Below are 20156 nucleotides of genomic sequence, written 5' to 3' on the forward strand. Positions count from 1 at the left end.
GCGTTCAGGCTCGCCCCGGCCACCAGCACCAGATCGGCCTGGCGGGCGGTGGCCAGGCGGTGGTCGCGGGTGAAGCCCCCGGCGATGCCGAGGTTCCAGGGGGAGTCCACGGCGTTGGTGGCCATCACCGAGGTCATGAACAGCGCCCCGAGCCGGTCGCCGAGCTCCTGCAGCGATGCGGCGGCCCCGGCCAGCAGGACCCCGCGCCCGGCCAGGAGCAGCGGGCGGTCGGCGGCGCGCAGCAGTCCCGCGATCCGGTCCAGCTCCTCGGCGGGTGCGATCCAGGTGTCCTTGGCCGGCAGCGGCTCGAGGTCCACCGGCTCGGTCAGGGCGGCGGTGGCGCAGTCGTAGGGGATGGCCAGTACCACCGGCTGCACGGTGCGGGCGGCCAGGTCGAAGGCCCGGTGGGTGATCGCCACCGCGTTTCCGGGGGTGGCGACCAGGGTGGTGACCCCCACCGCGGCGGCCGCGGCGGTCTGGTCGATGTCGGAGGGCCGCCGCCCGTGGTGGGGGCCTCACCGACGACGAGGACCAGGGGGATGCGGGCCAGGCGGGCCTCGGCCAGGGCGGTGTAGGTGTTGGTGAACCCGGCCCCGTAGGTCGTGGTGGCCGCCCCGGTCCGGCCGGTGGCCCGGTGGTAGGCATCGGCCATGGTCACCGTGGCGGCCTCGTGCCGGGCGGAGGTGAAGCCGAACCCGCGGCTGGTGAGGTGGCTGATCAGATGGGCGTTGCCGTTGCCCATCAACCCGAACAGGTGATCGGTGCGCGCGGCCAGCACATCGGCCACCGCGGAGGAGACATCTGTCGCCGTGTGCCGGCGGGGCTCGGTGAGCTGCGGTTCGAGGGAGTTCATGCGGGGTGTCCAATGATCGTGGGGGTGGCGTCGGCGTGCTGGGTGGTGTGGGTTTCGTAGGCGGTGGCGGTGGCGGTGGTGCGGCAGTGCTCGACCTCCGCCTGGGTCAGTCCCCGGCGGGCCTTGGCGGCCACCCCGGCCACCAGGGACCGGGGTGGGACCACGGTGCGGACGTTCTCGCCCGAGGCATGCCTTTCAGGTGAGTGGGGAGCTCAGGGGACAGGGCGGGGTGCTCCACGGCTCTGCAGCGGTGGAGCACCCCGTGGTGTGGTGGAGGAGCCGTGGGCTCAGCCGGCGGCGACCGTGAGGAAGGGGACGGCCAGGGAGGTCAGGAACAGGGTCACCGCACCACCCAGGCGTGTGGTGAGCGCGGCGAAAGGCATCAGGTGGATGCGGTTGGCCGCGCTGAGCACGGAGACGTCGCCGGATCCGCCGGTGTCGGCCATGACCAGGCCCGGGGTGATGGAGGCTTCCACGAAGTTGAACTTCATCAGCCAGCCCAGGGTTCCGGCGGTGAGCCCGGAGATCAGCACGGTGGCCACGGTGAGGCCCATGAAGACCGGGTCGGTGATGGAGGTGATGACCTCGGCAATGTTGACGTAGGTGATGCTCACCCCGACCAGCAGGGCGGGGATGAAGTAGGTGGTGAGCATCTCGCCCCACTCGGAGCTCGCCTCCTCCAGCTCCCGGGGGAACAGGCCGAAGATCTTGATCAGTGCGGCGGCCAGGATGGTCCAGGCATAGGCGTGCAGGAACGGGAGGTAGACGGAGATCAGGGTGCCCAGCACGAGCAGCCCACCGGAGATGGCGATGCCCTTGCCCAGGGACAGGAAGGTGGCGGCGGTCTTCTTCGGCGGCAGGGACAGCTCGGTGGAGCGGCCCTTGATGCGCATGAGCTCGCCGTGGCCGTTGAATCCGACGAACCACTGCTTGCCGTTCTTGCCCAGCCCGTTGTAGATGCCGGCGACGAGGATGCAGACGATGTTGGCGATCACCAGCGCGGACATGAGGTCGCCCATGAAGTCCGCCGGGGTGGTGCCGGTCTGGGCGGCGTACATCTCCGACATCGGCACCGCACCCACGCCGAGTCCGCCGGCCATGATCGGGGCGGCGACGAAGAGGACGCCTTCGATGAAGCCGTAGCCGGTGATCGCGGCGAGGGCCCCGATCAGCACGAAGGTGAGGGTGATGCAGCCCAGCAGGGGGACGACGAAGCGGGGCCCGGCCTTCATGAGCAGGGTGCGGGGCATGCCGAGGATGGTGCCGGCGATGACGGCGACGACGAAGAAGTCCAGGAAGCCGTAGCCGGCCAGGAAGTTCTCCACCACCACCACGACGCTCTCGGGCATGACGCCGAGGAAGATCAGGATGGCCGGCACGAAGGTGCACAGAATGGTCGGCAGGCCGTAGTCGCGGATGACCGGGACGAGGTTGCCGATGGCCATGAGCAGCCCGCCCAGGACCACGGTGGTGGCGAAGCCCACGATCATGGTGTCGGGCAGGTTGTCGGTCAGGGCGGCGATGAGCAGGGTGAGGAAGAGCGCGCCGTAGTAGAGGGCGGGCATGTCGGCGATGCGGTACTTGTCGCGCTTGCGCGCCGACGGAGTGCCTCCGCCGGTGGATTGCGGGGCTGGGGTAGGAGTGGGCACGGTCTCAGTGTGCCGGTCGGTGGTGTCCCCGGATCCGGCGGCGGTCGGCGGCGCGGGCGGCGTGTTCGTGGTGCGGGAAGTAGCAGACATCGTTGTCCCCCAGGACGGTTTCGGGCACGGCGGACCGCGGGCGGGACGCCGGTGCGAGGTGATGTGGTGTGGGTGGAGCTGCTAGCGGGTGGCCGGGGCGGCCGAGGTGACCGGGGAGTGGGCGAGGACGTCGCGGGCCAGACGCACGGCTGCGGCCAGGCGCTCCTCGTCGATGCCGGTGTCGTGGCCGGCGGCGTGCAGGTGGGCGACGAGTTGTTCGGTGGCGATGTTGCCGTGGGCGCCGGGGGCGAAGGGGCAGCCGCCGTATCCACCGAGGGCGCTGTCGAAGCGGATGATCCCCAGTCGTTCCACGGCGGCGGTGACGGTGTCCAGGGCCTGGCCATGGGCGTTGTGCAGGTGCAGGGAGTAGGTCAGCTCCGGTTCGGCGTCCTGGACGTACGCCACGGTGTTCACGACCTGGTCGGTGGGTGAGGTGCCGAGGGTGTCGGCCAGGCCGATGTCGGTGATGCCCATGGCCCGGAACGCCCGCACGACCCGCAGCAGGTGGGCGGGGTCGATCTCACCTTCGAAGGGGCAGGTGAAGGCGGTGGAGATCCCGGCGAAGAAGTGGGCCTGCGGATAGCGGGCGACCTCCTGCCCGAGATCCGCCAGAGCGTCCTCGATGCTGGCCCCGGCGTTGGCGCTGCTGTGGGCCTGGCTGGCGGAGGTCACGACCTGGACATCGGTAGCTCCCGCTTCGACGGCCCGGGCGATGCCGCGGCCGTTGAGAGCCAGCGCCGTGTACGTCACCGGCTCGGAGCGCGGCAGGCCGGCCAGGACCTCGGCCGCGTCGGCCATCTGCGGCACCTTCTTCGGGTTGACGAATGAGGCCACCTCCAGGCGGGTGAGCCCGGCGGCCATCAGGATCTCGGCGACGGCGAGCTTGTCGGCGGTGGACACGACGACGTCCTCGTCCTGGAGGCCGTCGCGCAGGAACACGTCGGTGAGCTGCACGTCCATCTCAGCGCACCTCCTGCAGGGTGAGGTCGGCGATCTCCTCGGGGTTCAGCCCGGCGAGCTCGTGCAGGACCTCCTCGGTGTGCTGGCCCAGCTCCGGACCGACCCACTGCACCCGGCCCTCGTGGCCGGGGATCTTGGGCACCACCCCGGGGAAGCGGATGAGCTCTGGCTCGTCCTCGACGACGACCTCGTGGGTTTCGATCATGCCCCGGGCGAGGTAGTGCTCGTCGGTGGCGATGGACGGGGCGTCGTAGACCGGCCCGGCCGGCACCCCGGCGTCGTCGAGGTGGGCGAGCACCTCTTTGAGCGGCATGCTGGTGGTCCAGGCGGTGATCGCCCCGTTGAGCTCCTCCTCCCGGGCCCCGCGCGCTTCGGTGGTCAGCAACGACTCGTCGGCGGCCAGGTCCGTCCGGCCGATGGCAGTCATCAGCCGGCGGAAGACCGAGTTGGAGTTGCCGCCGATGACGACCTCCAGGTCGTCGCCGCAGAGGTAGGAACCGGTGGGCACCACCCCGGGCAGCCGACCACCGGTCCGGGTGCGCACCATGCCGTAGGCGTCGTAGTCGGGCACCAGGGACTCCAGCAGGCTGAACACGCCCTCGTAGAGGGCGACGTCGACGACCTGCGGGCCCTCGGAGCGGGCGCCGCGGGCCTTCTGCAGCATGAGCATCAGCGCGCCGATGACCCCGTAGAGCCCGGCGACGGTGTCGCCCATGGAGGCGGCCGCGCGCCCGGCCGGGCGGTCGGGCTCCCCGGTGATGTAGCGCAGGCCGGCGAAGGACTCCGCAGAGCTGCCGAAGCCGGCGCGATTGCGGTACGGGCCGGTCTGGCCGTAGCCGGAGATCCGCACCATCACCATCTCCGGGTTGAGCTCGGTGAGCACTTCGGGTCCCAGTCCCCACTTCTCCAGGGTGCCGGGGCGGAAGTTCTCGATCACCAGGTCGCACTGGGCGGCGATCTTCTTCACCGCCTCCCGGCCGGTGTCCGAGCGCAGATCCAGGGTCACGGACTTCTTGTTCCGGCCCAGGGTGCGGAACAGCATCGACGTGTGCCCGCGGGTCTTGCGCCAGTCACGCAGTTCGTCGCCGCCGGTGGGCTTCTCGATCTTGATGACCTCGGCGCCGAAGTCGCCGAAGAGCCGGGCGGCGAAGGGGGCGGCGATGAAGCTGCCCAGCTCCAGCACGCGGATGCCCTCCAACGGGAGGGTGTTGCCCTCGAGGCGGAGATTCTCGGTCATGGTGCCTGCTTCCTTGGTCTGGCGTGACGACAATCGAAACTTCTCACTGAGTGGGATATAAGTCCTGTTCAGCGGGAGGACGATAGCAAGTGACCTGGAACACACACAACCCCCTCGACCAAAGAGGTCGAGGGGGTTGTGGCATGAAGGCGAGTACTGGCTATGGGGCGCTGTGCTTGAGGTCCTGACTGATGCGCCCGGCACTGGCCACGACGGCGTCCCCGAAATCGGCTCCCGGAGAGAGCTGTACCCGGGCCAGCGGCATGGCCAGGCACACCGCTGCGATGACTTGCCCGCGCAGTACCACCGGGGCGCTGACCGAGCCCAGCCCCGCAGTTCGACGGCCGACCGATTCCACCCAGCCGTGGGTCTCGAGCTCGTCCAAAGCCTCCGGCTCGTTGGCCAGCAGGAGTCCGCTCGAACCGGCCGGCAGAGGCAGGCGGGACCCCGTGGGCAGGGTCGCCCGGAGCTCCTGCGGACTGTCGACGGTGACCAGGCAGATACGGTCCTCACCGCGCCGGATCCACAACTGGGCGCTCTCACCCGTCGCATTCCGCAGACTGGTCAAGATCGGCAACGCGATCTTCTCCAGCGTGGACTGCACGAAACGTTGTCCCAGTCGAAAGTCCCCGCTCTCCGTGCGGCGCAGGAAGCCGTAGTCCACCATCGACAGGGCAAGCCGGTGCGCGGTGGACACCGACAGTCCGGTCCGGCGTGCCAACTCGCTGGCCGAGGCCGAGGAGGAATCCACCGCGTCGAGGATCGCGGCCACACGCTCCAGGGTGCGGTTGCTGCTCGGTGACTCAGAGGAGGGCATGGAGTCAGCTTATGGCCGGACACTCCCGTCCGAGCGGCGCGAGTACCACCCATCGAGCACCTGACGCACTGCAGGACGACCTGCCTGAAGTCGGTGTTCCACAGGTCCAACGCCTCGACAGTTCATTGACCTGCCCGTCCAGCCGCCTGTAGACCCAGGCCGGCAGGCCGAATCAACTCTTCCCCTTGCCGCTTTGCACATGGCCCGGTTGGCGGCTGGACCTGGAGCGACATTCGCTGGACGGACCGGGGAGTCCTCGATCAAGGCGCCTGCATGGAGTCAAGTTCCGTGTCCACAGTTCGGATAGCATGACGCGCAGTGTCCCGCAGATCACACGGGCAGTGCCTGTCATGTGCGACCGAACGGCGGTGAGGGCGTGCCCGGGTTCATCGTCCGTGGCCAGCGGGCTGGTGCCGGTCCGTGGGGCAGCCCCGCGGTGCTCTGCTCAACGAGACGTGCTCTGTTGTGCCCGATGACAAGGATGGTCCGATGTCGACAACTGCTCCGTTCTGCTCCTGCGCGCAGACTGTTCCCACCGCGTTCTGCGAGACGTTGAGCGACTACGCCTCCGCTCGGGGCGTGGTGATCACCGCAGAGCCTGCCTCCGGGGTTGCCGCAACGCAGGTCACCGACGTGGTGCTGACCCCCGATCCCGACCTGGTGTTCGATCTGACCATGCGAGCGATCCGCGACGGTGACGTCCCGGCCGACTTCCAGGACGGCGACGCCACTACGGAACCCGGTTCTGCACATCACGCCTGGGCGACCGCCACCGCCGAGGCCTACAACCGCCACCGGCTCACTCGCCACCTGCCGACCTACCAGCGGGAGATTGCCGAACTGGCCGAATTCCATGACGTCGGAGCCGTGCAGGTACAGATCTTCCCGGTCCAGACGACCACCGTGCTGCAACAACTGTCAGGCATCAAGAACCCCACATAGCGCTCGGGGAGTCCGGTCACCGGCCCCGCCTGCTGGAAAGCCCTCGCAGGAACGGCGTCACAGGCGCTTCCACGGTGAGCGGCTTCCCGTCGCCGGCATGCGGTCGGCACGGGGACGGCAAGGATGTTCAACGACCTCCTCTACGGCCTGATCCATACTGTCCGACCCGCCTCCTGCCGGCCTGCCATCCGTGCTCCTCGTATGGCCGACTACCGGACAGGATCCACGGGAACGAAGATGCAGTTGAGGTTCGTTGGTTGGCGTGGTCTGCGTGGTGCAGTACGCGGGGATGCCCAGGAATGACGGGCGCGGAGAACGTGGATGACGGCCAGGATTCCGGCGAGGGCGGCGAAGACGGACCAGGCCGGCTGCGGCACCAGCCCCCGAGTGTGGCAGCCATGGCGTAAGCCGTGACCTCGACCCGTTGGCGGGCCGTGCCGCCGGCGGCGGCGCGGACTCGCGGTTCCGAGTCCACGGCACCGGTCCGAGTGACGGAGACCAGCGCGTCGTGCACCCCCTCCGCGGACGCCGACGGCAGGGCAGTAGGCCGTGGGGCGCGGAGGAGCCGAGCCAGGACGTGGAACAGCGCCGGAAGACCGAGGAGCAGCCCCGGCCACCACGGCGCGCGCGGTTCACCGGAGGAGGCGTCCAGCAGCCACCACCGCGCCATCGGCATCGCGACGACCGGGATCGTGGTGGCAGGCACGGTGCGGGCCAGGACATGGCCGACGGCGGGGTCCTGGGCCGTGCCGATCGGTGAGAACTTCCCGTGTGCGGGCCGGGGCGGTCGTCCATACCGTTCATGCGACCGACCGCCCTCAACAGAATTCGGGGTCGCGCGGGTGGCCCGCGTGCTCCGAAGGCGGTGCAGTCCCGCCCCCGGCAGCACGAGCAACCCGGCGGGTGCGGCGTGCAGTGATGCGCGGCCAGGGCCGCTCATGAGGTGGTGCGGGGAGCACGGCCGTGTCGGGGAGGCGCGACTACCAGTCCGTGTCGACGTACACGTCCGGATCGATGAATCCGTCGATGCTGATCAACGCCTCGGGATCCATGCAGATGTTCTCGTGGAATAGCCCACCGGCGTCGTCACAGGCGGCCTTGTCGCGCCCATCGACGACGCTGAGCATCGTGGCGCCTCCCAACGAACGCGCAGCTCGGGCCCGACCCGTTCTGTCCAGTGACCGGGAAGTGTGCTGGTGTGTCCTGCCCGGCGCTCAGTAGGCGATCGTCTGCGGCAGTCCGGTCTGCAGCGAGAGCGTGGCGGCCTCGGCGATGGCCTGCGCGCGGAGCCCATCGTCCAGGGTGGCGGGCGGGGGCGCGTTCTCGTCGAGGGCTGCCACGAACGCCGCCAGCGCGGCCGCGTACGTGGGCTGGACCCGCTCGAACCATCCGGCGTGCAGGCCGTCGCTCGTGGCGGTGGAGCCGAGGAAGCGTGTGACGTTGCCGGCGCGCATGCGTCCTGATTCGGCCATGCCGGCCGATCCGAGGACTTCGATGCGTTCGTCGTAGCCGTAGCCGGTGTGGCGCACGCTGTCGATCTGCACGAGTGCCCCGCCGGGCAGACGGAGGGTCGCGATCGAGGTGTCGACGTCGCCGATCTCCGCGACCCGCGGATCGGACAGTGCCGAGCCCATCACGTGCACCTCGACCGGATCGGCGCCGGTGATCCAGCGGGCGAGGTCGAAGAAGTGCACGGTCTGATCGCGCATCTGTCCGCCCGAGACCTTCAGGTATTCGATCGGCGGCAACGACGGGCCGCGGGAGGTGAGCTGCATGAGTGCGATCTCGCCGAGCTCGCCCGAGTCGACCACGCGTTTGAGCGCGTCGTGGTCGCGGTCGAAGCGCCGGTTGAAGTCCACCATCGCGGGAATGCCGGCGGCCTCGACATGGGCGACGACGTCTTTGGCCTGCGCGAGGTCGAGGTCGATCGGCTTCTCGACGAGCGCGGCGATCCCGGCGTCGGCGGCGCATCGGAGGTGCGCAGCGTGCGTGTCCGTCGAGGACGCGATGAAGACGGCATCCACCTCGGCCGGATCGAAGGCCTCCTCGAGGGAGCGGGCGGGGCGGGCGCCGTGGGCTGCGGCGAGGTGTGCTGCGCGCGCGGGGTCGAGATCGTAGACGTAGCGGAAATCCACTCCCGGGTGGGCCGCGAGGCTGTGGGCGTGGACGGAGCCGATGAATCCGGCGCCGATCAGGGCGAAGCGCTGCATGTGTGTCCTCAGGAGATCATGATGTCGAGCAGATTGCGCATGGTGGTGGCGACCTTGAGGAAGTCGTGCTCGTTGGCCTTGTCGCTGAACATCTCCGAGCACCACCACCCGTCGTAGCCGGTGGACTTGATCGCGTCGATCCACTCCTGCAGCGGGATCGCGCCGCCGCCGATGACGACGTTGCGGTGCACGCTCTGATCCGGCACGTCGTTCTCGCGGTCGAGGTCGAGGCCGTCGGAGATGTGCGCGGCCTTGATGAGCTCCTTCGGTGTGGCGGCCACCTCTTCGAGGGTGTCGCCGGTGGTCCAGTAGTGCCAGGTGTCCAGGGCGATGCCGACGTTGTCACGACCGGCCCGCTCGACGATCTCCAGCGAGTGGCGGTGCCGGTTGAGGTTCGACCAGGCGAGCGGCTCGAGGTAGAGGTCCAGTCCACGGTCGGCCGCGATGTCCGCGGCCTCGCGCACATTGGACGCCGCGGCGTCCAGGGCGTCGTTCTCACTGAGGCCGATCGTGCCGCGGTAGCGCGGATCGTGGGTGTGCAGGCGACCCGCCTTGAAATCCTTCACGACGTTCCAGTCGACCGGGCCCGTGCACAGCTGCACGATCGGTGCCCCGACCGTCACGGCGATGTCGCACATGCGCGCGACCTCGGCGAGGAACTCCGCGCGCGCATCACCCTGCCGCTCGAGGTCGAGCACGGCACCGAGCCCGGTGACCTCGATCCCCTCGAGCGGCGGCAGCAGCGACTCCACCGGGTATCCCGCGTCGAGGTACCGGTAGAGCTTGGGGCTCTGCAGCTCGATGCCGCCGAAGCCCGCGGCCTTCGCCACGGCGATGTCGTTGACGACGTTGCCGTGGAACGTCGTCGTCACGTTCATCGAGAGCTTGGTCAAGGTGCGACTCCTCAGGGCGATAAGTTTGTCCTAACAATAAGCCTTTTAGGGTGAAAGTGCACTGAGCCATCAACGTCATGTCGAGTCCTCACGTCGCTCGGGCGGCAATCGATTCCTGGGTGCTTCGCCCGGGCCGGCGACCTTGGTCGATGTCGTCCTGGCGTAGCCAGGAATGGAGCGTGACGGGGTGGATGCCAAGATCGGCTGCGGTCTGCTTGACCTGGCGGCCCTCACGCACGAGAGCGATCGCTCGTGCACGAAACTCAGGAGGGCAGGGACGAGGCATAGCGGTGAGCCTTCCATGAAGGCCTTCGGCTAGCGAGCGCCACCGGCAACCAAACCGTGGGTCAGGTCAAGGTGTCACCGATCCGTGCATCAGTCCCGACGTCGACGTCGACGAACCCGACACCGAGCAACAGCAACAGCAACACCTGCGAGGGTGGCGTCGAGCGGCCCACCCACCACATCTCCATGGTGAAGAGAAAGGTCACCCCGATCACCAACCCGCCCGAGAGCCCCCGGGCCTGGCCGATCAGCGTGGTGCGCCATCCTCCAGGTGTGGCCATTCGTCGCCCCGTGTTACGCCCTGGGGGCTGTTCCCGTTTCAGATGTTCCCGACCGAGGACAGGCAACAACGCTCGTGCGCGCCGCCTGGCCACTCCGGCTCGCACCTGTCGACCGGACTCGTGCGATCACTGGATCGGCACGGTTCCCGCTCAGCTGACGAGGATCTGGGTGGAGTTCTCCTTGAGCATGGCGTTGGCCCAGCGCAATTGGCGCAGGGTGTCGGGGTGGCAGCGCTGGGTGACGTCGAGCAGGTCGTGGTGCTTGATGCCCTGGGCGGCCTGGGCGAGCATTTCCCAGTCGGCCGAGACCCCGGAGGTCATCGTGTACACCTCCCGCAGGTCCAGCAGGAGCAGCAGCGCGGCGTGGCTGCGGCGGCCGATGAGCTCGCTGCTCTTCTCACGCAGTCTCTCCCCGAGTCCGGTCTCGGTCCGGGGCTCGGGGTCGAGGTCCTGGTCGTAGTGCTTGCCGATCTCGGCGATCTCGCGCACGTGGTGCTGGGACCAGCGGGCGAGGTCCCGGGCGAGGTGGTAGATCGAGTGGTCGGCTTTGTGGCGCTCGGAGACGTGCAGCAGCTTGTGCGCCAGGTCGTTCTCGGAGCGGTGGAGTTCGTGCAGGACCAGACCGATCTTCATCGCCGTGCCTCCGCGGGGGTCTCGTGGATGTCCTCGTCCGCTGCGGCGGCCGGGCCGCCGACGGTGTGGTAGCCGACGTCGGTCACGGGGGCCGAGGCGGTGGTGGTCGGGGCCCGGGACGGGCCCTCGGCCGACACGATTCTCTCGATCCTGGCGGCGGCGGTCTTGAAGATCGGCTGCTTCGAGGCCGCGTCCCAGTCGGTGATGGTCAGCTCGTTGGCCGCCCGCCCGGCCTTGCCCGGCTCATGTCCTTTCTTGGTGTCCCAGTAGCCGTAGTGGAAGGGCAGGAACAGCACCCCGGTGCGGATGCCGGTGATCCGCACCTTCGCCTGCACCGACCCGCGCGGGGTGGTGACCTCGGTCAGATCGCCCTCGGCGAGCTCGATGGCGGCGGCGTCGGCGGTGGAGATCTCCACCCACACTTCGGGGGCGGCCTCCTGCAGCTGCGGGGCCCGGGCGGTCTTGGTGCGGGTGTGGAAGTGATAGAGGGTCCGCCCGGTGATCAGCTGCAACGGGAACTCCTCGCTGGGGAGCTCGTGCGGGGGCAGGTACTCGGCGGCCTTCAGGACCGCCTTGCCGGACGGGTTGAGGGCTTTGTACTCGGCCGGTTCCAGCGGGGCCCCGGTGACGAGATCGCGGCCGTAGCTCTCGCAGTACTCCGGGTCGGACCAGAAGGCCCCATCGACGTAGATCCGCTCGGTGCCCTCAGGATGCTCCTCGTTGCAGGGCCACTGGATCCCGGAACCACCGCGCAGCTTGTCGTAACTCAGTCCGGTGTAGTCGCAGGGCCGTCCGGCGGTGCACTCCTTCCAGCCCTCGAACGCCGATTCCGGGTCGTGCCACTTGACCAGGGGGTCCCCGTCCTTGTCGCGCAGATCCAGCCGGCGGGCGTAGTCGATGAAGATGTCCAGGTCCGGTTTCGCCTCCCCGGGTGGGTCCACGGCCTTCTCCGACAGGTGCACGGTGCGGTCCACGTTGGTGAACGTGCCCGTCTTCTCGCCCCAGGTCGCCGCCGGCAGCACCACGTCGGCCAGCTGAGCGGTCTCGGAGAGGAAGATGTCCTGGACCACCAGCAGCAGCCGGTCCTGCTCCAGGATCGAACGGACCCGGGCCAGCTCCGGCAGGGACACGGCCGGGTTGGTGCCGTTGACCCACAGCATGCGGATGGAGCCGTCCTCGACGTAGCGCATCATCTGCATCACGTGGGTGGGCGGGGAGTAGTGCGGAATCTGGAACGGCTCGATGTTCCACACCCGGGCCAGGTCTTCCACGTGCTCCTCGTTGGACCAGTTGCGGAAACCCGGCAGGTCCCCGTCGCCGCCGCACTCCCGGGTGTTCTGCGCGGTGGGCTGGCCGTTCATCTGCAGGATTCCGCACCCGGGTGCGCCCAGCATCCCGCGGATGATGTGGATGTTGTTGACCTGCACCGCCGCGGCGGTGGCCTGGTTGGACTGGTAGAAGCCCTGCAGCACCGTGGACAGCAACCGCTCCGCACCCCCGATGATGCGCGCGGCCTCCCGGATCTGCTCGGGCGGCACGTCGCAGATCGTCGCCACGGCCTCCGGGGTGTACTCGGCCACCCGCTTCGCCAGCTCGGCGTAGCCCACCGCGTGCGCGGCGAGGTAGTCGTGGTCGACCCAGTCGTGGGTGACGAGCTCGTGCAGCAGCCCGTTCATCAGCGCCACGTTGGTGCCCGGACGCGGGGCCAGGTGCACGGTCGCGTGCCGGGCCACCGGGGTCGGCCTGGGGTCCACGCAGATGATCTGCGGCGGGTCCTCCCCGGCCAGCCGGTCCAGGATCCGGGTCCACAGCACGGTCTGGGTCTCGGCCATGTTGTGCCCGTACAGGGCGATCACATCGGCGTGGTCGATGTCGGTGTAGGACCCCGGCTGCCCGTCGGAGGCGAAGGACTCCTTCAGCGCGGCGGCGGCGGTGGCGGTGCACAGCCGGGTGTTGCCGTCCACGTGGTTGGTGCCCAGCCCGCCGTGGGCGATCAGCCCCAGGGTGTAGTACTCCTCGGCGAAGAGCTGACCGGTGGTGTAGAACCCGATTGCGCTGGGCCCCTGCTCGGCCAGCAGCTCCCGGGTCCGGTCCACGATCCGGCCCATGGCGGTGTCCCAGTCGGTCTCCACGAGCTTGCCACGCTTGCGGATCAGCGGCTTCGTCAGCCGCTCCGATGAGGCGTTGGCCTGCCACCCGTAGAGGTCCTTCGGGCCCAGCCGGCCGTGGTTGACCCGGTCCGCCGCCCGGCCCCGGACCCCGACGATCCGCCCGTCCTTGACCGCGATGTCCAGCCCGTCACCGTTGGAGTGCAGGATCGAGGCCGACTGCACCCATTCGTCCACGTCCTCCGGGGCCACCCCCTCGGCCAGGTGGGTGTCGACCCGTACCGGCCAGTCCTCCCCGGCGGCATAGGGGGTGCGAGTGCCCCACGGCTCGGCGATCCGGTCCTTGCTCGTCATCGAGACCCCTCCGGTGTTCCCTCGACCCTGCTGCGGCCTGCTTCGGCGCGGTGCCCGCGCCCGGACTGCTCCGCACTCTACGCACGCACCACGGTGACAACAAGCGTGCTGAGAGTTGTGGTCGGGGCCGATCGGCGCCCAGATCCACCCCGGACGCGGGGTGACCACCAGGATCCGGCGGACCTCTCCGCCGGCCGGGCCAGCCGCCGATGGCGCTCATGGATCGGTCCGGTTGCACGTAGTCGGGGGAGTCCAGGCCGGTGTGGTCCATGCCGTGGGCGGCCGGTCTGACCCACATCGCTTTCTGCCAGCGGGCGGCGATCGCCGCGTCATCAGCCTCGGAGGGCAGCAGGTGGCGCAGGTCGGTCTCCTGCCGGGAGAACAGGCAGCTCATCACCTTCCCCTCGGCCGTGATGCGGGTGCGGCGGCAGTCGGCGCAGAACGGCTTGGTGACCGAGGCGATGATCCCCACCGTGCCGGCCACCACTCCCGCTTCGGCCCGGCGTCGGACCTCCCAGCATTGGGCCGGGACCCCGTCGCGGCTCCGTGGGTCCGGGGCGAGCAGGAAGTCCTGCTCCCGGAACCGGCGGATCTCCGCGGCGGTGACCATGTCATCGCGGGTCCACCCGTGGTCGGCGTCCAGGGGGCATCTGCTCGATGAACCGCAGCTCGACCCCCGCGCCAGGGCCCACTCCAGCAGCTCCGGGGCCTGGTGGTCGTTGATCCCGCGCATCAGCACCGCGTTGATCCGGGTCAGACCGGCCTGCTGCAGGGCCGCGGCCTTGCGGTCCAGGCCCAAGGCACTAGCCGTCAGCGAGATCGGCAGATCAGGGTGTCGGGTCCGTAGACCGCGATGATCTCCACCAGGTCGGCCCTCACCAGCAGCTCACCTCCGATCAGGCGCAGCTGCCGAACCCCGAGACGGTCCACCCCGATGCCCACCAGCCGCACGATCTCCGCCCGGGGGAGCACCTGCTCCTTCGGCAACCAGATCAGACCCGTCGCGGGCATGCAGTACGTGCAGCGCACATGCACCTGTCCGTCAGCGACACCCGCAGATCCGTGGCCCGCCGCCCGTACCTGTCCACCAGCCCGGACCCGGCCTCTGTGGGTGCCTGCGAGGGCATTGCCAGTTCCACCCCCCATCCGCCGAGGCGACGTCCTCCCGGGCGCGGACCCCAGGCGTGGGCGAGGAGCGAACGTGGCACATGATGCCGTGCCCCAGCCCCGGTCAGGCCCCGACGTAGACGGAGATCAGGGCGAAGACGGCGAAGCCGCCGGTGAGCAGGATCGGGCCCCACACGCTGGTCTCACCCTCGTGGGCCTCGGTGAGCATCTCCTCGACCACCACACTGGTCAGCGCCCCACCGGTCATGGCCAGCACGGAGAGGGTGAGCGGTTGGGGGCTTGGCGCAGGGCGACGCAGCCCAGGCTCGCCCCGATCAGGATCGGGGCGGCGAAGCCCAGGGCCATCAGCACCCGGGTGCGACGCGGGATCCCGGCCGCCCGCAGGGTGGCGATGGCGGCGAGGCCTTCGGGCGCATCGGCCGGGACCTGGCCCAGGGCCAGGAGCAGCCCGAGGGAGGGGGTCAGGGCGGTGGCGGTGCTGGATGGAGTGGATGAGCTTCTCCAGGCCATGAACAGCGCCCCGCCGCCGACAAAGGCGGCGATCGGCACCCAGGGCACCGACGCCGCCAGGGCTTCGGGCATCAGTTCCAGACCGATCACAGCCGTGACGATCCCGGCGGCCAGGTGCAGCGCCAGGGACAGGACACGGTCGGAGACCTCGGGAAGCTCCGCGGCCACCCCGCCGGGGAAGTTCCCGGCCGCCGGCGGCGCGGCCAGCACCAGCACAAACCCTCCACGGAACCTCGTTCTCCTTGCCATTCACGAGACGGCGAGCGCCCCGTCCCCGATCGGGTCGGGGCGCCACCGCTCCACCGATGGTCAGTTGCCTGATGATTAGGCTGGCCGTACGACGGTGGACCCGTCCCGATCCGGCGGGCCAGGAGGGCGCCCATGAGGACCCCGGAGGTCCCCATCGCGGACGAGAACCACTCAGCCCGGGATACGGAGGACCCTGATGTTGAACAAGCTCAAGGACAAGGCGGGATCGATAGGTGCAGGCCTCTACGCTGCGGTCCTGTCGCTGGTCGTGCTGGCGGCCAGCGGGGCGGTCGGGTTGGCGCTGCATCAGCCGTGGCTGTTTCCCAGTCTCGGGCCCACGGTCATGCTGTTCTTCGAGTCCCCGCGGCAGAAGGCCTCCCGCCCGCTCAACGCCCTGATCGGACACGGGGTGGGGCTGCTGGCCGGGGCCGCGGTGCTCTACGGGCTGGGGCTGCAGGACGATCCTTCCGTCGCCTCCGGCGGTCTCACCCCGGCCTTCCTGCTGGCCGGGGCCGTGTCGGTGGCGCTGACCACTCTGGTGCTCACCGCGATCAAGACCCCGCACCCACCGGCCGGGGCCACCACCCTGATCGTGAGCCTGGGCATCCTCACCCAACCCGAGGAACTGGCCTCCATGGCCGGAGCGATCGTTTTGATCACCGCCCTGGGCTGGGGGCTGAACCTCGCGCTCGGCACCCGCCCGAACGACGGGAAGCAGTCCCCGCAGTAGCCGGTCACCGGGCCTTGCACGGCGGACCCGTGCCGCACGGGGGCCGTATCCGTCGTCTCGGGCAACCGGAGCGGATCTCGACGTGCACCGTTGCCGGTGCCCGCGGATCGCGCCAGCATGGAGGAACTGTCGACGACGAGAGGAGCCCCCGATGTCCCAGCATCGACCGCCCATGGACCCGAACACGTCCGAGGCCACCGGCCCGCAGCTCGAGCGCGCCCGCGCCCAGGGGGAGGCCTACGCCCAGGCCCTGAAGTACATGGCCGAGGAGGTCGCCCACGACGGCGGCACCCAGCAGGCCGGAGACTACCTGGTGGCTACGCCATCGAAGACGCCGAGGGCATGTACTCCTTCCGCGACGGTGCGCTGAGCTGGGTCAACCCCGAAGAGGAGAACGTGCATGTGGAGATCGCCGTGTGCGACGCCGCCGACGGGAGGTTCGTGCCGGCGGTGGGTGTGACCGCGACCCTGGTGACCCCGGGCGGGGAGGAGCTGGGCCCGTACGCCCAGGAGCTGGTGTGGCACCCGATGCTCTACCACTACGCGCGGAACTGGGTCGTGCCCGAGGACGGGGAGTACACCCTGCGGGTGCACATCGACCCGCCGGCCTTCATGCGCCACGACGAGGTCAACGGCCGCCGGTTCACCGAGCCCGTCGATGTGGAGTTCACCGGGGTGAAGATCCAGCGCGGTGCCGAGCCGGTCACCCCACCCCAACCCTGAGGAGTCGATCCCGAGACCGTTGAACCGGCCCTGTCGTGGCCTGCTCGGCCACCGCAGGGCCGGTTCTGCCGCTCTCGCACGCGGCAACAAAGCGGCCGTTCCCGCTGATCCGGGGGTGCTCCGGGCTCGGCGGTGGTGAATTTGTCGAGCTACTGCTGTTCGCCCTCGTGCTGGTCCTGCTTCTGGTCCTGAACGGTTCCCTTGTCGGCGGTCTCGGCCGGGTCCTTCTCCGGGTTCCTCTGCACGTTCTGCATCGGCTGCTCGCTGGCCCCGCTGGTCGATGATCCCACCACGGTCATCTTCTCTCGCAGGACTTCGCCGTAGCCGCTGATCGCAACGGCCACGACCTGACGACCTCATCCTCCACGGCCGTGGTCGCGGATGCCAGGCTCAGTCTCGGAGGCCTCCACATCACGTGCTGCAGAGTGCATGCTCCTGTCGCCACGGGCGCAACACCTGGTCGGAGAGCAGACGCCAACTACATCACTGAGAATTCCTGGCCGTCCGATCCATCAGCCATCGTGACCCGGCGTCTCGTTCTGTGGCTTCTACCGTCTGCGTGCCGTGGTCCATGAGGAGCTGTATGTCCTTCCTGCCCTGCCGCGATCACTTCCCGACGGTGTGGTCGGTCCGCGTCGGGTGGTCAGGAACCGGAGACGGAGTAACCGGCCTCCTCGATCGCGGCGCGCACCGTGGCCGGCAACAGCAGCCGGTCCGTGGCCACGGTCACCATCGACAGGCCGGCAGGAACCAGCTGAACCTGGACCTCTCTCACGCTCTCCACTGCTTTCACGGCATCGGTGACCCGCCCCACACAGTGCTCGCACGTCATGCCCTCCACCTCGAAGACCGCGATCTGCGCCGGAGGGTTGTGCTGCTCAAAGGCGTCAGCGGCGGCTTCTGCGGTGGACGGAGTGGGGCCGCAGCAGGCGCAGCCGCCCCCGGCGTCGACCAGCGGCAGCGGGCGAGCGGTGATCTTCAGCGCATCGGTCACGAAAGCACTCCTTAATTGACAGCGGATACACGACGCCCCGGTAGTGGAGGATGCGTCCAGACCAGCGAAAATATACCCCACTAGGGTATAGGTCAAGGTCAGGTCCGGGGTGTTGCCGGCCAGCACCCGCGTCAATGACCCACGCAGAGGTCATGGGCCGTCGTAGCCGTCCCGGAGACTTTTGTGTCGCCCCGGGGTGCCTGCAGCCGGCGTTCGGTCACAGCAGGGGTTGTCGTTGGTCGAGTTTCTTGGCCACGACGACGTCGGTGGAGGAGTGGGCGAGGATGGACAGGAAGATCACCAGGGCGATGAGGTGGAACAGCTGGTCGGCCTGGCTGATCCCGGACTCCAGCACGAGCAGCCCGTAGACCACCGAGGCGAAGCCCTTGGGCCCGAACCACATCGCGGCGATCTGCTGGCTGCGCGGCAGCCCGGAGCCGAGGAAGGAAACCAGCAGGGCCAGCGGGCGGGCGGCCACCAGTGCCAGGACGGCGAACACCCACCCGGTCCACGGGATCTCCTGGAAGAGGAAGGCCGGGGTGATCAGCGCGCCGAACACCAGGATCGCGGCGAGCTTGAGCAGCTCGGTGAGCAGCTCCCCGAACTGCTCGAACTCCTCCCGGAAGCCGGGACCGTAGGTGGCTACGGTGATGCCCGCGGCGAAGGCGCCCAGGAAGAGATTGGCGTGGGTGGCGGTGCAGATGGCCAGCACGAGCAGGCCGATCGAGACCGTCAGCAGCGGCTGGAGATTGTGCTGGGCCTGCAGGAAGGGCAGCCGCTCCAGGCGCAGCACGATCAAGGGCACGAGCACCCCGACCAGAACACCCAGGACGATCTCCTCGGCCAACTGCCAGCCCCCGGCCTCGGTGCCCCCAGCCGCGGCCAGCAGCACCAGCACGATGGGCAGCGCCAGTCCGTCGTTGACTCCGGACTCCACGTTGAGGAGGTGCCGCAACTTCGCGGGCACCTCCTCGCGTCCCACGATCGCCGAGGCGAACACCGGGTCGGTGGGCGCCAGCACGGCCCCGAGCAGGAAGGACTCCAACCAGGGCAGCCCGACCGCGAAGTGGGCCAGCACCGCGGTGAGCATCAGGGTCAGGGGCAGCCCCAGCAGCAGTGCGCGACCGGGCAGCCGCCAGGCCACTCGCAGATCCGTGAATCCGACCTTCATGCCGTCGGTGAACAGCACCGAGAACAGGGCCAGCTCCGCCAAGGTCGCCACCACCGGGTCCCCCGAGCTGATCGGCACGACCCCGAGCACACCGCCTCCGAGGACGAACCCGCCCAGCAGGAACAGCACCGCGGTGGAGAGCACGGTACGGCTGGCGCGTTCGGAGATCAGCATCCCGATCAGCAACAACACGGCGAAGGACAACAGCAGCGCGGACATGGAATCTCCTCCTACGGGGCCGGCCCCGTGCGGTCTTTCCCGCACGGGCGCACGACCGGACGCGTTCTCACTGGTAGCGACTCGCCTCTGAGGCGGTCCCCGTGCCAAAACGGTCGAAAAGTGAGCCGTGGTGATGGGGTGGTCTTCCGCATTGACCGCAACATCCGGCTGGAGCGTAGCCGTCGTTCTCATCGCCGAGAAGCTTCGACCGTCTGATGGACCGACCATCACGGCCTGACGTCTCGAGGGGCGGGGTTTGCATGTGGCCGCTTCGCGGTCATGAAACCAGCTCAGACGTCCTCCGGTCGTGCAGGAAACCCTCCCGAGTTCATCCGTCAAGGAGGGTGTCTGTCACGCTCCAGTCGTCCTGGGCCTTGACGGATGCTGAGCCGGTCATCCAGGACATCGATGCTCGGATGTGCTTCCGGCACCCTGTTCCAGGAGCACGATGGGCATGGCTCAGTCTGGCGGGTCGTGGGGCAGGATCGCGCCGTCTCCGGCGTTGTCGGGGCCGATCACCGACAGCCGGCCGTCGGCCTCCAGGACCACGGCTTCGGCCTCCTGCAGTGAGCCCATTCCGTGCTTGCGCACCGCCCCGTCGAGCTCTTTCTCGGTGAGCCGCTCCGCCCGCAGGGCATCGTGGAGCACCCGGCCCTGGTAGAGCAGCAGGGTGGGTTCGGCGGTGACCAACCGGGAGAACCGCTTGGAGCGGATCTGCAGGGAGGTCACCACGTACTGCAGGGTGATCAGCAGGGCGAAGGCGGTGACGGCCTCGACCAGGGGGACGCTGCGGGTGGTGAGGACGCGCCCGAAGGTGGCGCCGATCGCCACGGTGATCACGAAGTCGAAGCTGTTCATCCGTGACAGCGTGCGTTTCCCGGAGACCCGCAGAAGCACCACCAGCGCGGTATAGGCCAAGGTGCCGACGACCACGATGCGGGCCACCGGTTCCCAACCGTCGAAGAGGATGTTCACCACGGGTCTAGTTGTTGTGGGGCATGAGGTTCTTGCCACGGGTGTGCCGGTGAGATGAGGAACGGGCTCCTCGCCACAGGATGGAAGTTCCTACACCGTCCGTCCGCAGCAAGAGAGCCCGTTCATGCCCCACGTTAACGCACCC

Annotated in this window: 22 protein-coding genes and 3 pseudogenes; 4 read left to right on the plus strand and 21 right to left on the minus strand. The window is 69.1% G+C overall.

Features of this window, described 5'->3' with window-relative positions; all coding sequences use genetic code 11:
• The 7 genes and pseudogenes from BJF77_RS21930 to BJF77_RS14330 all read right to left on the minus strand — a co-directional run.
• Positions 1–368 (minus strand): annotated as a pseudogene (locus BJF77_RS21930) (thiamine pyrophosphate-binding protein); the annotation flags it as partial.
• On the minus strand, positions 326–853 hold the full coding sequence (locus tag BJF77_RS21935; protein WP_255396276.1) for a thiamine pyrophosphate-binding protein: 528 nt from the start codon (positions 851–853) through the stop codon (positions 326–328). The pseudogene BJF77_RS21930 and the gene BJF77_RS21935, both read right to left, overlap by 43 nt.
• Positions 850–1017, minus strand: coding sequence for a hypothetical protein (locus BJF77_RS21940; protein WP_238986078.1), 168 nt, complete (start codon positions 1015–1017; stop codon positions 850–852). Before BJF77_RS21940 ends, BJF77_RS21935 begins: the two co-directional genes overlap by 4 nt.
• 123 nt (positions 1018–1140) lie before the next feature.
• A complete protein-coding gene (locus BJF77_RS14315; RefSeq protein ID WP_255396277.1) occupies positions 1141–2502 on the minus strand; it encodes a 2-hydroxycarboxylate transporter family protein in 1362 nt (453 codons plus the stop codon).
• Positions 2503–2673: 171 nt separating this feature from the next.
• Entirely contained in the window at positions 2674–3552 is an 879-nt protein-coding gene (locus BJF77_RS14320) for a hydroxymethylglutaryl-CoA lyase (protein WP_047804289.1), read from the minus strand.
• A gap of 1 nt (position 3553) precedes the next feature.
• On the minus strand, positions 3554–4789 hold the full coding sequence (locus BJF77_RS14325; protein WP_075872580.1) for a CaiB/BaiF CoA-transferase family protein: 1236 nt from the start codon (positions 4787–4789) through the stop codon (positions 3554–3556).
• Positions 4790–4949: 160 nt separating this feature from the next.
• A complete protein-coding gene (locus tag BJF77_RS14330; protein WP_047804287.1) occupies positions 4950–5606 on the minus strand; it encodes an IclR family transcriptional regulator in 657 nt (218 codons plus the stop codon).
• A gap of 489 nt (positions 5607–6095) precedes the next feature.
• Between BJF77_RS14330 and BJF77_RS14335 the strand changes: the two genes are divergently transcribed.
• Positions 6096–6548 carry a hypothetical protein gene (locus BJF77_RS14335; RefSeq protein WP_047804286.1) on the plus strand — a complete coding sequence of 151 codons (453 nt, stop codon included), beginning with the start codon at positions 6096–6098 and terminating at the stop codon, positions 6546–6548.
• Positions 6549–7528: 980 nt separating this feature from the next.
• On the opposite strand, the gene BJF77_RS20615 is transcribed toward BJF77_RS14335, so the two are convergent.
• The 10 genes and pseudogenes from BJF77_RS20615 to BJF77_RS14380 form a co-directional block, all read right to left on the minus strand.
• On the minus strand, positions 7529–7675 hold the full coding sequence (locus BJF77_RS20615) for a hypothetical protein (RefSeq protein ID WP_158041276.1): 147 nt from the start codon (positions 7673–7675) through the stop codon (positions 7529–7531).
• Between the two features lie 87 nt (positions 7676–7762).
• Entirely contained in the window at positions 7763–8758 is a 996-nt protein-coding gene (locus tag BJF77_RS14340) for a Gfo/Idh/MocA family oxidoreductase (RefSeq protein WP_075872581.1), read from the minus strand.
• A gap of 8 nt (positions 8759–8766) precedes the next feature.
• The gene (locus BJF77_RS14345) at positions 8767–9651 is read right to left on the minus strand and encodes a sugar phosphate isomerase/epimerase family protein (protein WP_255396278.1); all 885 of its coding nucleotides are present in this window, start codon (positions 9649–9651) and stop codon (positions 8767–8769) included.
• 94 nt (positions 9652–9745) lie between these two features.
• Positions 9746–9937: pseudogene (locus tag BJF77_RS14350) on the minus strand (transposase); the annotation flags it as partial.
• Between the two features lie 61 nt (positions 9938–9998).
• The gene (locus BJF77_RS14355) at positions 9999–10217 is read right to left on the minus strand and encodes a DUF2391 family protein (RefSeq protein WP_075872583.1); all 219 of its coding nucleotides are present in this window, start codon (positions 10215–10217) and stop codon (positions 9999–10001) included.
• 150 nt (positions 10218–10367) lie between these two features.
• Complete coding sequence (locus BJF77_RS14360) at positions 10368–10850, minus strand: hypothetical protein (RefSeq protein WP_075872584.1); 483 nt, start codon at positions 10848–10850, stop codon at positions 10368–10370.
• On the minus strand, positions 10847–13312 hold the full coding sequence (locus BJF77_RS14365; protein WP_075872585.1) for a molybdopterin oxidoreductase family protein: 2466 nt from the start codon (positions 13310–13312) through the stop codon (positions 10847–10849). Before BJF77_RS14365 ends, BJF77_RS14360 begins: the two co-directional genes overlap by 4 nt.
• Positions 13313–13514: 202 nt before the next feature.
• Positions 13515–14439: pseudogene (gene moaA / locus BJF77_RS19630) on the minus strand (GTP 3',8-cyclase MoaA); the annotation flags it as partial.
• 104 nt (positions 14440–14543) lie between these two features.
• Entirely contained in the window at positions 14544–14696 is a 153-nt protein-coding gene (locus BJF77_RS21090; RefSeq protein WP_222845007.1) for a hypothetical protein, read from the minus strand.
• On the minus strand, positions 14684–15166 hold the full coding sequence (locus tag BJF77_RS14380) for a hypothetical protein (protein WP_222845008.1): 483 nt from the start codon (positions 15164–15166) through the stop codon (positions 14684–14686). The genes BJF77_RS21090 and BJF77_RS14380 overlap by 13 nt, the downstream gene beginning before the upstream one ends.
• Before the next feature lie 229 nt (positions 15167–15395).
• Between BJF77_RS14380 and BJF77_RS14385 the strand changes: the two genes are divergently transcribed.
• From BJF77_RS14385 to BJF77_RS14395, 3 genes are all read left to right on the plus strand, one after another.
• Positions 15396–15929 (plus strand): HPP family protein, encoded by a 534-nt coding sequence (locus BJF77_RS14385; protein ID WP_075872588.1) that lies wholly within the window; start codon positions 15396–15398, stop codon positions 15927–15929.
• Positions 15930–16080: 151 nt separating this feature from the next.
• Positions 16081–16299 (plus strand): hypothetical protein, encoded by a 219-nt coding sequence (locus BJF77_RS14390; protein ID WP_075872589.1) that lies wholly within the window; start codon positions 16081–16083, stop codon positions 16297–16299.
• The gene (locus BJF77_RS14395) at positions 16272–16652 is read left to right on the plus strand and encodes an iron transporter (protein WP_075872590.1); all 381 of its coding nucleotides are present in this window, start codon (positions 16272–16274) and stop codon (positions 16650–16652) included. Before BJF77_RS14390 ends, BJF77_RS14395 begins: the two co-directional genes overlap by 28 nt.
• 149 nt (positions 16653–16801) lie before the next feature.
• On the opposite strand, the gene BJF77_RS14400 is transcribed toward BJF77_RS14395, so the two are convergent.
• The 4 genes from BJF77_RS14400 to BJF77_RS14415 form a co-directional block, all read right to left on the minus strand.
• Positions 16802–16996 (minus strand): hypothetical protein, encoded by a 195-nt coding sequence (locus tag BJF77_RS14400; protein ID WP_075872591.1) that lies wholly within the window; start codon positions 16994–16996, stop codon positions 16802–16804.
• A 299-nt stretch (positions 16997–17295) separates the two neighbouring features.
• Positions 17296–17646, minus strand: coding sequence for a heavy-metal-associated domain-containing protein (locus BJF77_RS21945; protein ID WP_083665173.1), 351 nt, complete (start codon positions 17644–17646; stop codon positions 17296–17298).
• Between the two features lie 217 nt (positions 17647–17863).
• On the minus strand, positions 17864–19036 hold the full coding sequence (locus tag BJF77_RS14410; RefSeq protein ID WP_075872592.1) for a cation:proton antiporter: 1173 nt from the start codon (positions 19034–19036) through the stop codon (positions 17864–17866).
• Positions 19037–19495: 459 nt separating this feature from the next.
• On the minus strand, positions 19496–20014 hold the full coding sequence (locus tag BJF77_RS14415) for a DUF421 domain-containing protein (protein WP_222845009.1): 519 nt from the start codon (positions 20012–20014) through the stop codon (positions 19496–19498).
• Positions 20015–20156: the final 142 nt, after the last annotated feature.

It is taken from the genome of Kocuria sp. CNJ-770, assembly GCF_001942375.1.
In the GTDB taxonomy this organism is placed as follows: domain Bacteria; phylum Actinomycetota; class Actinomycetes; order Actinomycetales; family Micrococcaceae; genus Kocuria; species Kocuria oceani.

Excerpts from the sequence above, each read along its gene's own strand:
- BJF77_RS14320 (WP_047804289.1), bottom strand. The coding sequence starts at position 3,552 with ATGGACGTGCAGCTCACCGACGTGTTCCTGCGCGACGGCCTCCAGGAC.
- BJF77_RS14390 (WP_075872589.1), top strand. The coding sequence starts at position 16,081 with ATGTCCCAGCATCGACCGCCCATGGACCCGAACACGTCCGAGGCCACC.
- BJF77_RS14355 (WP_075872583.1), bottom strand. The coding sequence starts at position 10,217 with ATGGCCACACCTGGAGGATGGCGCACCACGCTGATCGGCCAGGCCCGG.
- BJF77_RS20615 (WP_158041276.1), bottom strand. The coding sequence starts at position 7,675 with ATGCTCAGCGTCGTCGATGGGCGCGACAAGGCCGCCTGTGACGACGCC.
- BJF77_RS14330 (WP_047804287.1), bottom strand. The coding sequence starts at position 5,606 with ATGCCCTCCTCTGAGTCACCGAGCAGCAACCGCACCCTGGAGCGTGTG.
- BJF77_RS14335 (WP_047804286.1), top strand. The coding sequence starts at position 6,096 with ATGTCGACAACTGCTCCGTTCTGCTCCTGCGCGCAGACTGTTCCCACC.
- BJF77_RS14340 (WP_075872581.1), bottom strand. The coding sequence starts at position 8,758 with ATGCAGCGCTTCGCCCTGATCGGCGCCGGATTCATCGGCTCCGTCCAC.
- BJF77_RS14360 (WP_075872584.1), bottom strand. The coding sequence starts at position 10,850 with ATGAAGATCGGTCTGGTCCTGCACGAACTCCACCGCTCCGAGAACGAC.
- BJF77_RS14395 (WP_075872590.1), top strand. The coding sequence starts at position 16,272 with ATGTACTCCTTCCGCGACGGTGCGCTGAGCTGGGTCAACCCCGAAGAG.
- BJF77_RS14365 (WP_075872585.1), bottom strand. The coding sequence starts at position 13,312 with ATGACGAGCAAGGACCGGATCGCCGAGCCGTGGGGCACTCGCACCCCC.
- BJF77_RS14385 (WP_075872588.1), top strand. The coding sequence starts at position 15,396 with ATGTTGAACAAGCTCAAGGACAAGGCGGGATCGATAGGTGCAGGCCTC.
- BJF77_RS14410 (WP_075872592.1), bottom strand. The coding sequence starts at position 19,036 with ATGTCCGCGCTGCTGTTGTCCTTCGCCGTGTTGTTGCTGATCGGGATG.
- BJF77_RS14325 (WP_075872580.1), bottom strand. The coding sequence starts at position 4,789 with ATGACCGAGAATCTCCGCCTCGAGGGCAACACCCTCCCGTTGGAGGGC.
- BJF77_RS21935 (WP_255396276.1), bottom strand. The coding sequence starts at position 853 with ATGAACTCCCTCGAACCGCAGCTCACCGAGCCCCGCCGGCACACGGCG.